The organism is Pseudomonas sp. LBUM1645, assembly GCF_059716185.1.
The window spans coordinates 5,102,023-5,117,129 of sequence record NZ_CP166811.1 but is presented as its reverse complement, the minus strand read 5'-3'; the positions used below and the strand labels follow the sequence as shown (position 1 = coordinate 5,117,129).

Here is a 15,107-nt window from a genome sequence, read left to right as displayed (position 1 = left end):
CGGTATGAGTGATCGTCGAGTAGTTGTAACGGGCATGGGCCTGGTGTCTCCATTGGGTTCTGGCGTCGAAGCCGTTTGGTCGCGTCTGTTGGCCGGGCGTTCCGGGTTACGCAATTTGCCGGACGAGGTGGTTGCCGATTTGCCGGCCAAGGTCGGTGGTGCAGTGCCGACGCTAGAGGACGATCCCGAGGCGGGGTTTGACCCGGACCGGGCGACGGCGCCCAAAGAGCAGAAGAAGATGGACCGCTTCATTATGTTCGCCATGGAAGCGGCGCGTCAGGCGCTGGAGCAGGCCGGATGGCAAGCGGCGGACGCCAATGCCCAGGAGCGTACGGCAACCATTATCGGTTCCGGCGTGGGTGGTTTCGGTGCGATAGCCGATGCGGTGCGCACCACGGACAGCCGTGGGCCGCGACGTCTGTCGCCGTTCACCATTCCTTCATTCCTGGTCAACCTCGCCGCGGGTCATGTGTCGATCCAGCACGGTTTCAAGGGTCCATTGGGTGCGCCGGTGACAGCTTGCGCCGCCGGGGTGCAAGCGATTGGTGATGCGGCGCGGCTGATTCGTTGTGGCGAGGCAGACATCGCGGTATGTGGCGGCGCTGAAGCGGCGATCGATCGCGTCAGTCTCGCCGGGTTTGCCGCTGCTCGCGCCTTGTCCAGTGGTTACAACGACACCCCGGAGCGTGCCTCGCGGCCGTTCGACAGTGACCGCGATGGCTTCGTCATGGGGGAGGGCGCTGGCCTTCTGGTGATTGAATCCCTGGAACATGCCTTGGCCCGTGGCGCTCAACCGCTGGCGGAACTGGTCGGTTACGGCACCAGCGCCGACGCCTATCACCTGACGGCGGGTCCCGAGGATGGCAGCGGTGCGCAACGGGCGATGTCGCTGGCATTGGCCCAGGCAGGCATTTCGCCCGCGCAGGTGCAGCATCTCAATGCTCATGCAACCTCGACACCGGTCGGGGACCTGGGAGAGTTGGCCGCCATCAAGGCGTTGTTTGGCACTGAAAACAAAATTGCGGTGACGTCGACCAAGTCTGCCACCGGGCATTTGCTCGGCGCAGCGGGCGGTATCGAGGCGATCTTCACGCTGTTGGCAATTCGCGATCAGGTCGTGCCAGCCACCCTCAACTTTGATAACCCGGATCCCGCCGCCCAAGGCGTGGACATCGTCCACGGCCAGGCGCGGCCGATGGCTATCGAATATGCGCTGTCCAACGGCTTCGGGTTTGGTGGGGTGAATGCCAGCGTGCTGTTCAAGCGTTGGGAGGGTTAGTCCCGGGTCTGTTTGAGATAGGCGCGAGTCACGTCGAGAATCCGCTGAGCCAGCTCGGGATTCTCGACACTGCGTGACAGCAGTAAAGCTCCGACCAGCGTCGACATGATGACGACGCTGTCGTCGGCGGCGTTGTCGCCTTCAAGGGTGCCTCGCACTTGTGCGAGCCGAGCGTTGAGCACCACGTCAGTGGTCGGGCTTTGCTGCCCGCGCAGGCCGAGTTCCGATGACATGGTCGGCAACGGGCAACCCTCATCGGGTGAAGTCTGGTGCCATTCGGACAAATAGGTGTCGATGAACGCTTCCAGCGGACGATCCTGAGCGAAGAGCTCGGCGCAAATCACATCGACCTGCTCGCCCGCGGCTTGCAAAGCCTTTTCCACCAGTTCGTCTTTGGACTTGAAATGCGAGTAGAAGCCACCGTGAGTCAGGCCCAGTGCTTTCATCAGCGGTTGCAGACCTGTCGCGCCAATGCCATCGCGGCGAAAGCGTGCTGACGCTTCCTTGATGATGCGTTGGTGGGTCTGGGCTTTATGGTCCTGCGAGTAACGCATCGGGGATCTCCGCAACAATGCGCCATATTAACCAATGAAAATGGGATGGTGATTGTACTTCTACTTCTAAAAAGCATGCAGATGCGTCGATCTTGGTAGAACGTTGTATCAACAGGTGGCACGAATAGTGATTACTCATTAGCTGACGATTGTTGAACAATCATGAGGCAATGAGTATGAACAGCGGATTGTCCCTGGCCGACCACATCACACTTGAGTTGCGCGCCGACATCATTGGCGGCCGTTTACTGCCCGGCATGGCGTTGGTGGAAAACGATCTGGTGTCTGCCTACAACGCATCCCGCAATACCATTCGCGAAGCGCTGCATCGTCTGGGGCAGGAAGGTCTGACCCGTTATGTGCGCAATAAGGGTGTGATGGTGCGCAGGCTAGGCGTCGAGGACGTGCGGGATCTGTTCAAGGTCAGGCGCACCCTGGAGCTGCAGGCCATCAGCGCGAGTCAGCCGCTGCGCGACTATCAATCCGACCGGATGCTCGAAGCCCTGGAAGCCACCGAGCTTGCCCGGGAGCGCGAAGACTGGCGCGCCGTCGGCACCCACAGCCTGGCCTTTCATCAACACATCGTCGGATTGCTGCGCAGTCCGTTGTTCGACGAGTTCTTCACCAACGTCGTCGCGCAATTGCGCCTGGTGTTCTGCACCGCCCCCGACGAATCAAGTTTTCAGGCGCCCTGGCTGGCGCGCGACCGGCAGATCCACGAGTTGTTGGCCGAGGGCGACAAACGCGCGGCCGAGGACGCCATGAGCCTGTATCTCGACGATTCCGAAAACCTCTTGTTGCAAATGCTTGCCCCAGTTTCCCATCACTGATCGAGGATTCGTGCCATGTACAAAGACTATCCGGCAGCCTATCAAGTCAGCAAAGGCTCCGCCTTGCAGGTGGATAAAGCCTTTTACGAGCGGATTCGCGATGCGAAGGAGGGGCGTACGCTGATCGAGGAGTTCGAGGTGCCGATCCGCACCGGTCGCGCCTGGAAAGTGCCTGCCGGGCATGTGTTTCGCGTGACCACGCCCGTCGGCCCGCAAGTCGGGGATTTCAACGTCTGGAATGCCAACGATCCACGGGAGCGTTTGTGGGCGGCACGGACCCGGCAATTACAGGGCGCTCACGTCAGCACCCATGATCGGCTCTGGTCGAACCTGCCTTTTTTGCGGCCGCTGGTGACCATCACCGATGACAGCCTGGCCGGTTACGGCATCGACGAACATGGTGGTCGCTTGCACGATTTGCTCGGCACCCGCTGCGACCCTTATGTGAACAAAATGCTCACCGGCGAAGATTTCCATCATCACTGCCACTCGAACCTGACCCGCGCGGTGCTGCCTCATGGGCTGACCGAATTTGACGTGCATGATGTGCTGAACATTTTCCAGTGCACGGGCCTGAACCACGACGACATGTACTTCATGAAAGCCTGTCCGGCGCAGAAGGGCGATTACCTGGAGTTTTTTGCCGAAATCGATCTGCTCTGCGCACTCTCGACCTGCCCGGGCGGCGATCTGTCGCTGGCCATGTGGGGACCGGATGCGCAGGACCCGCTAAGCGTGTGTCGTCCGCTCGGGGTAGAGATTTATCGGTTGGAGGAGTCGTTGCTTGAGGGCTGGAGCCAGCCGGAACGCGCGGCATACAAAGGTCTGCATGGCTTGCACATCGCCAAGGCAGATTGGGAGAAATAAAGCGAAAAGATCGCAGCCTTCGGCAGCTCCTACATTGGTCGTGCTTGGCGCGAAACCCTGTAGGAGCTGCCGAAGGCTGCGATCTTTTGATCTAGCGGTCCTGCGCATCCTTGGCGTCCGCTTCCGCGTTGCGTTCAGCGACGCGTTTGCGTTGCTCTTCGGTCAGATCGACCTTGTTGGCGGTGTCACGCAACATCATCAAACCACCAACGATCGAGCCAATTGCAACGATCAGAATCAACCAGGCATACCAGGGCATAGGGCTCTCCTTGAGGGCAGGCCGATTGGCGGGTTTTGCCAATCGATCGTGCATACCACTTTGAGCGATTAATTTTCGCAGTGGTTCCATTCTATGCCTGTTCTGACAGCCGCACTTCGCCTGTTTAGAGCCCGGTCAGCATCGCGTCCGCCGGCGCATCGGCACGCAGTTGCGCCGTGAGCATGAAGTACACGAACCCCACCGCCATGAAGCCCAGGAAGATCAACCCGATCAATGTGTTGAACCAGGCCATCGCCACCAGGCAGACCACCGCCAGCACCAGTGCAATGAACGGCACCAGCGGATAGCACGGCGCGCGAAAGGTGCGTTCCAGATTCGGTTCGGTTTTGCGCAGTTTGAACAGGCTGAGCATGCTCATGATGTACATCACGATCGCCCCGAATACCGCCATCGTGATCATCGCCGCCGTCAGCGTCATGCCGCCCAGGTTGATCAAACCATCGCTATAAATCGCGGCAATGCCGATCACGCCACCGGCGATGATTGCCCGGTGCGGAGTCTGAAAACGTGACAACTTGGCCAGGGACGCCGGCAGATAACCGGCCCGGGCGAGGGCGAAGAACTGCCGCGAGTAGCCGAGGATGATTCCGTGGAAACTCGCCACCAGGCCGAACAGGCCGATCCACACCAGCATGTGCAGCCAGCCCGAACTTTCTCCAACCACGGTTTTCATCGCTTGCGGCAGCGGGTCGTTGATGTTCGACAGGGTGCGCCAGTCACCGACGCCGCCGGCAAAGAACATCACGCCCATCGCCAGCAAAACCAACGTCAGAATGCCGCTGATGTAGGCCTTCGGAATGGTGCGTTTCGGATCCTTGGCTTCTTCGGCGGCCATGGCGGCGCCTTCGATGGCCAGGAAAAACCAGATCGCGAAGGGAATCGCCGCGAACATCCCGGCAATCGCCGGCGCGCCAAACACATCGGAACCGGCCCAGCCGTTCAGCGCGAAGTTACTGAAGCTGAACGCCGGGGCGACCACGCCCATGAACACCAACAGTTCGGCCACTGCGAGAACGCAGACCACCAGTTCGAAGGTCGCCGCCAGTTTCACCCCGAGGATGTTCAGGCCCATGAACACGATGTAGGCACCAACCGCGGCGTGTTTCGGGTCGAGGGCAGGAAACTGCACGTTGAGGTAGGCACCGATTGCCAAGGCAATAGCCGGCGGGGCGAAGACAAATTCAATCAGTGTCGCCAGCCCCGCGATCAGTCCGCCTTTCTCGCCAAAGGCGCGGCGGCTGTAGGCAAAGGGACCGCCGGCATGGGGAATCGCCGTGGTCAGCTCGGTGAAACTGAAGATGAAGCAGGTGTACATGGTGGCGACCATGAAGGACGTCACCAGAAAACCGAGTGTGCCTGCCACACCCCAGCCGTAACTCCAGCCGAAGTATTCACCGGAAATCACCAGCCCGACCGCAATGCCCCACAGGTGCAGCGTGCCCAGCGTGGGTTTGAGTTGTGTGTTCATGCGTTGCTCCCTGAACGGTTTGGAAAGCTCGGGGGAGGGCGTTTGCAGTGGGCGTGCCAGTGTTGCGAAGGCGGTCGTAAAGTGCAGAAAGACGTCGTATCGGGGATGTTTGCCGCCGAATGACCATTTTTTGTGCGCCAGTTGGGGGCAGTGGTGTCTGTTATGCCGCCATCGCGAGCAAGCTCGCTCCCACATTTGGAATGCGTTCGCCCAAACAACACTGATCCCCTGTGGGAGCGAGCTTGCTCGCGATGGCGCCCGCCCAGACACCGCTGTAACGCCGGCATAAACCCACTCTTTACGCTTTCTTTATGCCCCGCCATACCCCTCGATCTCGTTCCTTTACAGCCTTCCTTACGACAATGACTCCACACGCGGCAATACGCCGTAACACGGAGAACTTCCATGAGCGTTCTGGACGGGGTGTCACTGCTACTGGCAGTGGGGCTGTTCATTTATCTGTTGGTTGCGCTGTTGCGCGCGGACCGGAACTAGGAGCGGCTATGCACAGTTATGACTATTGGCTGATCCTCGCCTTCTTCGCCCTGGTGCTGATTCCGGCACCGTTTCTGGGGCGTTTCTACTACAAGGTGATGGAAGGTCAGCGCACCTGGCTTTCGCCGATTCTCGGACCGGTTGAACGCGGGTGTTATCGGGTGGCCGGCGTCGATCCGCAGGCCGAGCAGAGCTGGCAGAAATACACCCTGGCATTGCTCGCCTTCAATCTCGCGGGTTTTTTGCTGTTGTTCGCGATTCTGTTGTTTCAGGACCACTTGCCGCTGAACCCGCAAAACCTGCCGGGTCAGGAGTGGACGCTGGCGTTCAACACCGCCATCAGCTTCATGACCAACACCAACTGGCAGGCCTACAGCGGTGAAGCGTCGCTCAGCTACCTGAGTCAGATGGTCGGCCTCACCGTGCAGAACTTCGTCAGCGCCGCCACCGGCCTCGCCGTCCTGGTTGCCTTGTGTCGCGGTATTGGTCGCAAGTCGACCAAGACCCTCGGCAACTTCTGGGTGGACATGACTCGCGCCACCCTCTACGGCTTGCTGCCGCTGTGCCTGCTGCTGGCGCTGTATCTGGTCTGGCAGGGCGTGCCGCAAACCTTCGCGCAGTACGTGAATGCCGTGACCATGCAAGGCGTCGATCAGGTGATTCCGCTCGGCCCGGCCGCTAGCCAGATTGCGATCAAGCAACTGGGCACCAACGGCGGTGGCTTCTTCGGTGTCAACTCGGCGCACCCGTTCGAGAACCCGACGGCGTGGAGCAACCTGTTCGAAGTCGGCTCGATCATTCTGATCCCGGTGGCGCTGGTGTTCACCTTCGGCCATTACGTGAAAGACCTGCGTCAGAGCCGCGCGATCATCGCCTGCATGCTGGCGCTGTTCCTCATCGGCGGCGCGACGTCGCTGTGGGCTGAATACCAGCCGAACCCGACCCTGAACAATGTCGCCGTCGAACAGACCGCACCGCTGGAAGGCAAGGAAGCTCGCTTCGGCACGACCGCCACGGTGCTTTGGTCGGTGACCACCACCGCGGCGTCCAACGGTTCGGTCAACGGCATGCACGACAGCCTCAACCCGCTGAGCGGCATGGTCGCGCTGGTCAACATGATGGTCGGCGAAGTGATCTTCGGCGGCGTCGGTGCCGGGCTTTACGGCATGTTGCTGAACGTGTTGATCGCGGTGTTCCTCGCCGGCCTGATGATCGGCCGCACCCCGGAATACCTCGGCAAGAAACTGCAGGCGAAGGAAGTCCAGTTGCTGGTCGTGACCTTGCTGGTCATGCCGGTCGGTGTGCTGGTACTCGGTGCGATTGCCGCGAGTCTGCCCGGCCCGGTCGCGGCGGTGAGTAACCCCGGTGCCCACGGTTTCAGCCAGTTGCTGTACGCCTACACCTCGGCCAGCGCCAACAACGGCTCGGCGTTCGGTGGCTTCGGTGCCAACACCGCGTTCCACAACCTGATGCTGGGCCTTGGCATGTTGATCGGTCGCTTCGGTTACATCCTTCCGGTACTGGCTTTGGCCGGCAGCCTGGCGATGAAGAAAACCGCACCGATCGGTCAGAACAGCTTCCCGACCCATGGCCCGCTGTTCGTGACCTTGCTGACCGTGACCATTTTGCTGGTGGGTGGTTTGACCTTCCTGCCGACATTGGCGCTGGGTCCTATTGCTGAACATTTGAGCATGGGCTTCTGAGGATTGAATGATGAATATGCCCGTAACTAAAGCCGCCACCGTCAAGGCGCCGGAGCAACCGAAAACCGCGATCTCGGCCCTCTGGCGTCCGGCGCTGGTGCAAGCCTTCGTCAAGCTCGACCCTCGGCAATTGCAACGCGCGCCGGTGATGCTGGTGGTCGAACTGACCGCGATCCTGACCACCGTGCTGTGCTTCATTCCCGACAGCAGCGTGCCGACCTTTGTCGCCGCGCAAATCGCCTTGTGGTTGTGGTTCACCGTGCTGTTCGCCAACTTCGCCGAAGCCCTGGCCGAAGGTCGCGGCAAGGCCCGCGCCGACAGCCTCAAGGCCGGTAGCGAAGGTTTGAGTGCCCGGCGCAAAACCAGCAACGGCGCCTTTCAAGTGGTGCCGGCCACCAGCCTGCGCAAGGGTGATGTGGTCCGCGTTGAAGCGGGGGAAATGATCCCCGGTGACGGCGAGGTGATCGAAGGTATCGCAGCGGTCAACGAAGCGGCGATTACCGGTGAATCCGCGCCGGTGATTCGCGAATCCGGCGGCGACCGTTCGGCCGTTACCGGCAACACCCGGCTGGTCTCCGACTGGCTGCTGGTGCGGATCACCGCCAACCCGGGTGAGTCGACACTCGATCGCATGATCGCCCTGGTCGAAGGCGCCAAACGCCAGAAAACCCCGAACGAAGTGGCGCTCGACATCCTGCTGATCGGCCTGACCCTGATCTTCCTGCTGGTGGTCGTTACCCTGCAGCCGTTCGCCCACTTCGCCAACGGCAGTCTGCCGCTGGTGTTCCTGGTGGCGTTATTGGTCACGCTGATTCCGACCACCATTGGCGGTCTGTTGTCGGCCATCGGTATCGCCGGGATGGACCGTCTGGTGCGCCTGAATGTGATCGCCAAATCCGGTCGCGCCGTGGAAGCGGCGGGGGACGTACACGTCCTGCTGCTGGACAAGACCGGCACCATCACCTTCGGTAACCGTCGTTGCACCGCGGTTTACGCGGCGCCTGGCGTCACTGCCAGGGAGCTCGCCGAGGGCGCATTGTTCGCCTCGTTGGCCGATGACACGGCTGAAGGTAAATCCATCGTTGAGTACCTGCGCGGTACTCAGCCGCAACCCGAGCCTTCCGCTGACGTGTTGACCGCTGTTCCGTTCAGCGCCGAAACACGGCTGTCCGGTGTCGACTATCAGGGCCGTGTGTATCGCAAAGGCGCGGTGGATTCGTTGCTGGCCTTCGTTGGCCTGAAACGTGCCGATCTGGCCGCGCCGCTGTCCCGGGAAATCGACAAGATCGCCCAGAGCGGCGGCACCCCGTTGCTGGTCTGTGCCGACGGTAAATTGCTCGGCGCGATCCACCTCAAGGACGTGGTCAAACCCGGCATCCGCGAGCGATTCGCCGAGCTGCGCAAACTGGGGATTCGCACGGTCATGGTGACCGGCGACAACCCGCTGACCGCTGCAGCGATTGCGGCCGAAGCGGGCGTCGATGACGTGCTGGCTGAAGCCACTCCAGAGAAAAAACTGGCGCGCATTCGTCACGAGCAGAACGACGGTCGTCTGGTCGCCATGTGCGGTGACGGCGCCAACGACGCCCCGGCCCTGGCTCAGGCGGACGTGGGTATGGCGATGAACGACGGGACGCAAGCGGCGCGCGAGGCGGCGAACATGGTCGACCTCGACAGCGATCCGACCAAACTGCTGGACGTGGTGCAGATCGGCAAGGAATTGCTGGTGACCCGCGGTGCGCTGACGACCTTTTCCATCGCCAACGACGTGGCCAAATACTTCGCGATCCTGCCGGCGCTGTTCGCCTCAATTTATCCGCAACTGGGCGTGCTGAACGTCATGCACCTGAGCAGTCCGCAGAGCGCGATTCTCTCGGCGATTGTGTTCAACGCCTTGATCATCGTGGTGCTGATTCCGCTGGCATTGCGCGGCGTGCGCGTGCAGGCGGCGAGTGCGGCGGCGTTGTTGCGACGCAATCTGTTGATCTATGGATTGGGCGGGATATTGGTGCCGTTTGTGGGGATTAAGGCGATCGACATGCTGCTCACTGCGCTGCATTTGGTTTGACCTTGAGATCGCCCCCTCACCCTAACCCTCTCCCCAAGGGGTAGAGGGGACTGATCGAGGTGTTCTTGGAGCTACATCGACCTGAAAAACCGAGTCGAACTCAGGTTTTGAACAGCACAAAGATCGGCCCCCTTTCCCCCTCGCCCCTTGGGGAGAGGGCTGGGGTGAGGGGTGGATCTCCATGACACACCACAGTTTTAAACTCCCCAATTTCGAGGATTCTGAAATGTCCACAATGATACGCCCGGCCCTAAGCCTACTGGTCCTGATGACCCTGATCACCGGCGTCGCCTATCCACTGGTCGTCACCGGCGTCGCCCAGGTCGCATTCCCCGATCAAGCCAATGGCAGTCTGGTCCACGATGCCGATGGCAAGGTCCGCGGTTCCTCGCTGATCGCCCAGGATTTCGTCGGCGACGCCTGGTTCCATCCACGGCCATCGGCCGGTGCATTTGCCACCGTGTCGAGCAGTGCCAGCAACCTTTCGCCGAGCAACCCGGCCCTGGCCACTCGGGTGATCGACGATGCCAACAAGCTGCTGGTGCCGGGCCAGGGTCCGGTGCCATTGGCGATGGTTACCACCTCCGGCAGCGGCCTCGATCCACACTTGCCACCGGCCGCGATTGCCTATCAACTGGCGCGTGTTGCAGCGGCGCGCAATCTGCCGGTGGCGACCCTTCAACAATTGATGGATGCGCACATCGAGCAGCCATTGGTGGGGCCGCCGGTGGTGAACGTGTTGGCGCTGAATATGGCGCTGGAAAACCTGTAAATCGGTGGCGCCGCTAATCGCGAGCAAGCTCGCTCCCACAGGGGATCTTCAGCGCCCACAAATCCCATGTGGGAGCGAGCTTGCTCCGGGCGGCGATCCGACGATGGCGGCAGAAAAATCACCACATCAACATCTGAATAAAGTGAGCTTCAACCATGAGTGACTCCGGCCGCGCCGACGCGCTGTTAGCAGACCTGCCCCGCGATGGCCGTGGCCGGCTCAAGGTTTTTCTCGGCGCCGCACCCGGTGTCGGCAAGACCTACGCCATGCTGCAAGCGGCCCACACTCAATTGCGCCAGGGCGTAAAAGTCATTGCCGGCGTGGTCGAAACCCACGGTCGCGCCGAGACCGAAGCGCTGCTCGGCGGCTTGCCGCAGCAGCCGTTGGTGCGCTCGGAATACCGTGGCGTGATGCTCGAAGAAATGGACCTCGATGGCCTGCTCGCAGCCAAACCGAAACTGGTGCTGGTGGACGAACTGGCCCACAGCAACGCGCCCGGTAGTCGCCACACCAAACGCTGGCAAGACATTCGGGAACTGCTCGCAGCAGGCATCGACGTGTTCACCACGGTCAACGTCCAGCACCTGGAAAGTCTTAACGACAAAGTGCGCGGCATCACCGGTGTGCAGGTCCGCGAAACCCTGCCGGACTGGGTGCTGCAAGAAGCCTATGAACTGCTGCTGATCGACCTGCCGCCGCGCGAGCTGCTTGAGCGTCTACGCGATGGCAAGGTCTACGTGCCGGAGCAGGCGAGGGCGGCCATCGACGCTTTCTTCACCCAGACCAACCTCACGGCCCTGCGGGAACTGGCGATGCAAACCGCCGCCGCTCAGGTCGATGATGATTTGGCCCAGGGCTATCGCCAGCTCGGCCAAGCGGCGCCGGCGATACGCGGTCGCCTGTTGGTCGGCGTCGATGGCGATGCACAGGCCGAGCGTCTGGTGCGTCACGCCAGTCGCGTCGCTCAGCGTCGGCATTTGCCGTGGAGCCTGGTTCATGTGGACAACGGCAGTGTGCGTGACGAGCAGTCGCGCCTGCGTCTGCAAAGTGCCCAGCAATTGGCCGAACGCCTCGGTGGTGAAGTGGTGCTGTTGCGCGCCGGCGAAGTGGCAAAAACCTTGATCCAGCACGCCGCCGAACGCCGCGCGAGTCTGGTGTTGGTCGGTCAGTCCCGGCAGCGTTTGCGTCGACGGTTGTTCGGCGGCGGACTGGCGTCGCGTTTGCTGCGCGATGCGCGCGGGCTGGAAATCAACGTCCTCGACAGCGATCACGAACAGCATCAGCCGCGTCAGCGTTCGGCGCAGGCACTGGTGTGGTTCGACTACGCGCTGGCGCTGGTGGCGACGGTGCTCGCCAGTGCGTTGGCCTGGGCGGTGGCAAGTGTCTTGCCGCTGCCCAATATCTCGCTGGTGTTCCTCGCCGCCGTGTTGCTGGTGGCGGTGCGCAGCAGCCTCGGCCCGGCGCTGGCCTGTGCGGCGTTGTCGTTTCTGACCTACGACTTTCTGTTCATCCCGCCGAATTTCTCCTTCAGCATCCAGCGCGAAGAAGACGTGCTGACCTTGCTGTTCTTCCTGCTGATGGCAGCGCTCACTGGTAACCTCGCGGCCCGGCAACGGCGGCAATTGCAGGCGCTGCGCGACACTCAGGAAGAGACCACCGAACTGCTCGACCTGTCGCGAAAACTCACTGCCGCCACCGACCGCCAAGCGGTGGTCAGCGCAGCAGCCCAGCACCTCAACGGCTGGAATGATCTGCAACTGTGCCTGCTCAATCAAGACGGGCAGGGCGGCTGGAAAGTCGAAACCGGTGGCCCGCAGGAGTTTTCCGAAGCCGAGCGCGCTGCCGCCGATTGGGCCTGGCAACACGATCAACCGGCAGGCGCGGGCACCGGCACGCTGCCGTTCGGGCGTTGGTGGTGGTGGCCGTTGTCGGTGGAAGAAGGGCCGCTGGCATTGCTCGGTGTGTGTGCCAAAGAGGGCCAGACCTTGAGCGGTCAGCGTCGGCGTTTATTGACCGCGTTGAGCCAGCCGCTGGCCCAGGCGTTGGCCCGGGCGCAATTGGCCGAAGACCTCGAAGCCGCCCGGTTGCATGGCGAAACCGAGCAACTGCGCAGTGCCTTGCTGGCCTCGGTGTCCCATGATTTGCGCACGCCGCTGACCTCCATGCGCGGCAGCATCGACAGCCTGTTGGCCCTCGGTGAAGCGATCCCGCTGGAGGATCGCCGCGAACTGCTCGAAGGCACTCGCGATGAAGCCGAGCGCCTCGATCGCTACATTCAAAACCTGCTGGACATGACCCGCCTCGGGCACGGCGCCCTGAAGCTGGCGCGGGACTGGGTGTCGCCGGCCGACATCGTCGGCAGTTCGCTCAATCGTCTGCGCGCCGTGCTGGCGCCGTTGCAGGTGACCACCGAAGTGCCGCCGGAATTGCCGCTGCTGTACGTCCACGCCGCGCTGATCGAACAGGCGCTGGTCAACGTGCTGGAAAACGCCGCGCGGTTTTCACCGTCTCACGGTCGCTTGCAATTGCGCGCCGGAGCCGACGACAGCGAGCTGTTTTTTTCTGTGAGCGATGAAGGGCCGGGGATTCCGCAGGAAGAGCGTGCGAAGATTTTCGACATGTTCTACACCGCCGCGCGCGGTGATCGTGGCGGCCAGGGGACCGGTCTGGGGCTGGCGATCTGTCAGGGCATGGTCGGTGCTCACGGCGGGCGGATCAGTGTCGCCGATGGCATCGAAGGGCGCGGCACCTGCATCACCTTGCACCTGCCGTTGCAGGCTCAGCCGGCCTTTGAAAATTAAGAGCCGAAAGTGAAGCCTGATCGCGCTTGCGCTACTCTCTTGCCACTTCATTGTGTTGATGTGAATTCATGAGCCAGACCGCGACCATTTTGGTCATCGACGACGAACCGCAGATCCGCAAATTCCTGCGCATCAGCCTTGTTTCCCAGGGCTACAAAGTGCTGGAGGCCGGCACCGGCACCGAGGGCCTGGCCCAGGCCGCCCTGAATAAACCGGACCTGCTGGTACTCGACCTCGGCCTGCCGGACATGGACGGCCAGCAAGTGCTGCGCGAGTTTCGCGAGTGGTCGACGGTGCCGGTGCTGGTGCTCTCGGTGCGCGCCAGTGAGGGGCAGAAAGTCGAAGCGCTCGACAACGGCGCCAACGACTATGTAACCAAGCCGTTTGGCATTCAGGAGTTTCTTGCGCGGGTGCGTGCCTTGTTGCGTCAGGCTCCGGCGGGAGAAGCTCAGCAAGCGGCGCTGACGTTCGGCCCGTTGACTGTCGATCTGGCTTATCGCCGGGTGTTGCTCGACGGCACCGAAGTCGCGCTGACCCGCAAGGAATACGCGGTACTGGCGCAACTGGCGCGGCATCCGGGGCGGGTCATCACCCAGCAGCAATTGCTCAAGGATATTTGGGGGCCGACCCATACCGAGGACACTCACTATTTGCGGATTGTGGTCGGGCACTTGCGGCAGAAACTGGCGGATGATCCGACTCAGCCGCGGTTTATCGTGACTGAGGCGGGGGTCGGGTATCGGTTGTTGAGTGAGGGCAGCCTTTAGTTTTGTGTTGAATGATCCGGCCCCATCGCGAGCAAGCTCGCTCCCACATTTGATCGCATTTCAATGTGGGAGCGAGCTTGCTCGCGATGAGGCCTTTTCATTCACTCGAGAATCTCAGGAATCCCGTTCATTCTCATACCGATCCAGCGTATCCCGGGCAATCTCCCGCCCCAGCGCGATCAATTCCGGCGCCTTGTAAAACTCGAAAAACCGGCACACTCGTTTCGGCACGTTGATCAAAATATCCGGCGGATAACCGGCGATCTTGTACTGCGCCAATGAGGTTTGCATCACCTCGAAACTCTGGTTGATCAGGTCCAGCAAAGACGCCGGGCCGACGTTGTCGATGATGAACGAGCCGGTGGCGGACTTCGGCGCGCCGTCGCGTTCAGGGGCGGCTGCCGGTTGCTGGGCTTCGGGTTCGGCGGATTCGATCCACGGGTTGATCTCGGCCGCTTCTGCCATCAACGCTTCCTTTTCCAGCAGCAGCAATTGTTCCGCCTGTTTGCGGCGGAAGGGCAATTTTGAACCGAGCGAGCTGATCAGGCTGTCGAAGCGGGTCTTGAACGCCGCCGGGCGCTGGATCACCGGCAGTTGATAGTGGCGCTGGTTGGTGGAGTTGAGGTTGACCGCGATGATCAGGTCGCAATGACTCGACACCACCGGTACGATCGGCAAAGGGTTGAGGATGCCGCCGTCGACCAGCATGCGGTTGCCCTGCATCACCGGGGTGAACAGGCTGGGAATCGCCGCCGAGGCGCGCATGGCCTGGTGCAGGCAGCCTTCCTGAAACCAGATTTCCTGTTGGTTGGTCAGGTCGGTGGCGACCGCCGTGTAAGGGATGCGCAAGTCTTCAATATTGATCTCGCCGACGATCTTGCGGATCTGCCCGAAAACCTTCTCCCCGCGAATCGCACCCAGACGAAAACTGACGTCCACCAGGCGCAAAACATCGAGGTAATCGAGGCTTTCGATCCAGTTGCGATATTCATCTAGTTTACCGGCTGCATAGATCCCGCCAACCACCGCGCCCATGGAACAACCGGCAATGCAGGCGATGTCGTAGCCACGCCGTTCGATCTCTTCAATGACCCCGATATGGGCGTAGCCCCGGGCCCCACCTGAGCCCAGCACCAGCGCGACACGCTTTTTCATGAATCGCCCTCGTCTGACAAGGTTTAACAATGCACCTATCGAGGGGCGCGCTTCAATCGCTAAGGTCG

At 61.5% G+C, this 15,107-nt stretch carries 13 protein-coding genes; 9 read left to right on the top strand and 4 right to left on the bottom strand.

Annotated elements, in window-relative coordinates; genetic code table 11:
* The first annotated feature begins 4 nt into the window (after positions 1–4).
* Positions 5–1,279: a beta-ketoacyl-ACP synthase II gene (fabF, locus tag ACA079_RS23070; protein ID WP_497701060.1), complete on the top strand. Its 1,275-nt coding sequence runs from the start codon at positions 5–7 to the stop codon at positions 1,277–1,279.
* Here the strand turns inward: fabF and ACA079_RS23065 are convergent.
* Positions 1,276–1,833 (bottom strand): TetR/AcrR family transcriptional regulator, encoded by a 558-nt coding sequence (locus tag ACA079_RS23065; RefSeq protein WP_497701059.1) that lies wholly within the window; start codon positions 1,831–1,833, stop codon positions 1,276–1,278. The two genes, fabF and ACA079_RS23065, sit on opposite strands and share 4 nt — an antisense overlap.
* A 176-nt stretch (positions 1,834–2,009) precedes the next feature.
* On the opposite strand from ACA079_RS23065, the gene ACA079_RS23060 reads away from it, so the two are divergent.
* Positions 2,010–2,663 carry a GntR family transcriptional regulator gene (locus ACA079_RS23060; RefSeq protein ID WP_497701058.1) on the top strand — a complete coding sequence of 218 codons (654 nt, stop codon included), beginning with the start codon at positions 2,010–2,012 and terminating at the stop codon, positions 2,661–2,663.
* A 15-nt stretch (positions 2,664–2,678) separates the two neighbouring features.
* Positions 2,679–3,530 carry an urea carboxylase-associated family protein gene (locus ACA079_RS23055; protein WP_497701057.1) on the top strand — a complete coding sequence of 284 codons (852 nt, stop codon included), beginning with the start codon at positions 2,679–2,681 and terminating at the stop codon, positions 3,528–3,530.
* Positions 3,531–3,621: 91 nt separating this feature from the next.
* Here ACA079_RS23055 and ACA079_RS23050 read toward each other — a convergent pair whose 3' ends face one another.
* Together ACA079_RS23050 and eat are read right to left on the bottom strand one after the other, a co-directional pair.
* Positions 3,622–3,789 (bottom strand): DUF2897 family protein, encoded by a 168-nt coding sequence (locus ACA079_RS23050; protein ID WP_130210886.1) that lies wholly within the window; start codon positions 3,787–3,789, stop codon positions 3,622–3,624.
* A gap of 124 nt (positions 3,790–3,913) precedes the next feature.
* On the bottom strand, positions 3,914–5,278 hold the full coding sequence (gene eat, locus ACA079_RS23045) for an ethanolamine permease (RefSeq protein ID WP_033055766.1): 1,365 nt from the start codon (positions 5,276–5,278) through the stop codon (positions 3,914–3,916).
* A gap of 405 nt (positions 5,279–5,683) precedes the next feature.
* On the opposite strand from eat, the gene kdpF reads away from it, so the two are divergent.
* The 6 genes from kdpF (at position 5,684) to ACA079_RS23015 (ending at position 13,884) form a co-directional block, all read left to right on the top strand.
* Positions 5,684–5,773 carry a K(+)-transporting ATPase subunit F gene (gene kdpF / locus ACA079_RS23040; RefSeq protein WP_007899818.1) on the top strand — a complete coding sequence of 30 codons (90 nt, stop codon included), beginning with the start codon at positions 5,684–5,686 and terminating at the stop codon, positions 5,771–5,773.
* An 8-nt stretch (positions 5,774–5,781) separates the two neighbouring features.
* A complete protein-coding gene (gene kdpA / locus ACA079_RS23035) occupies positions 5,782–7,476 on the top strand; it encodes a potassium-transporting ATPase subunit KdpA (RefSeq protein WP_497701056.1) in 1,695 nt (564 codons plus the stop codon).
* Between the two features lie 10 nt (positions 7,477–7,486).
* On the top strand, positions 7,487–9,544 hold the full coding sequence (gene kdpB, locus ACA079_RS23030) for a potassium-transporting ATPase subunit KdpB (protein WP_497701055.1): 2,058 nt from the start codon (positions 7,487–7,489) through the stop codon (positions 9,542–9,544).
* Between the two features lie 226 nt (positions 9,545–9,770).
* A complete protein-coding gene (kdpC, locus tag ACA079_RS23025) occupies positions 9,771–10,316 on the top strand; it encodes a potassium-transporting ATPase subunit KdpC (RefSeq protein ID WP_497701054.1) in 546 nt (181 codons plus the stop codon).
* A gap of 155 nt (positions 10,317–10,471) precedes the next feature.
* Positions 10,472–13,117: a DUF4118 domain-containing protein gene (locus tag ACA079_RS23020; RefSeq protein WP_497701053.1), complete on the top strand. Its 2,646-nt coding sequence runs from the start codon at positions 10,472–10,474 to the stop codon at positions 13,115–13,117.
* Positions 13,118–13,185: 68 nt separating this feature from the next.
* A complete protein-coding gene (locus tag ACA079_RS23015; protein ID WP_497701052.1) occupies positions 13,186–13,884 on the top strand; it encodes a response regulator in 699 nt (232 codons plus the stop codon).
* Positions 13,885–13,998: 114 nt separating this feature from the next.
* Here ACA079_RS23015 and ACA079_RS23010 read toward each other — a convergent pair whose 3' ends face one another.
* A complete protein-coding gene (locus ACA079_RS23010) occupies positions 13,999–15,039 on the bottom strand; it encodes a patatin-like phospholipase family protein (protein WP_033055757.1) in 1,041 nt (346 codons plus the stop codon).
* Positions 15,040–15,107 lie beyond the last annotated feature (68 nt).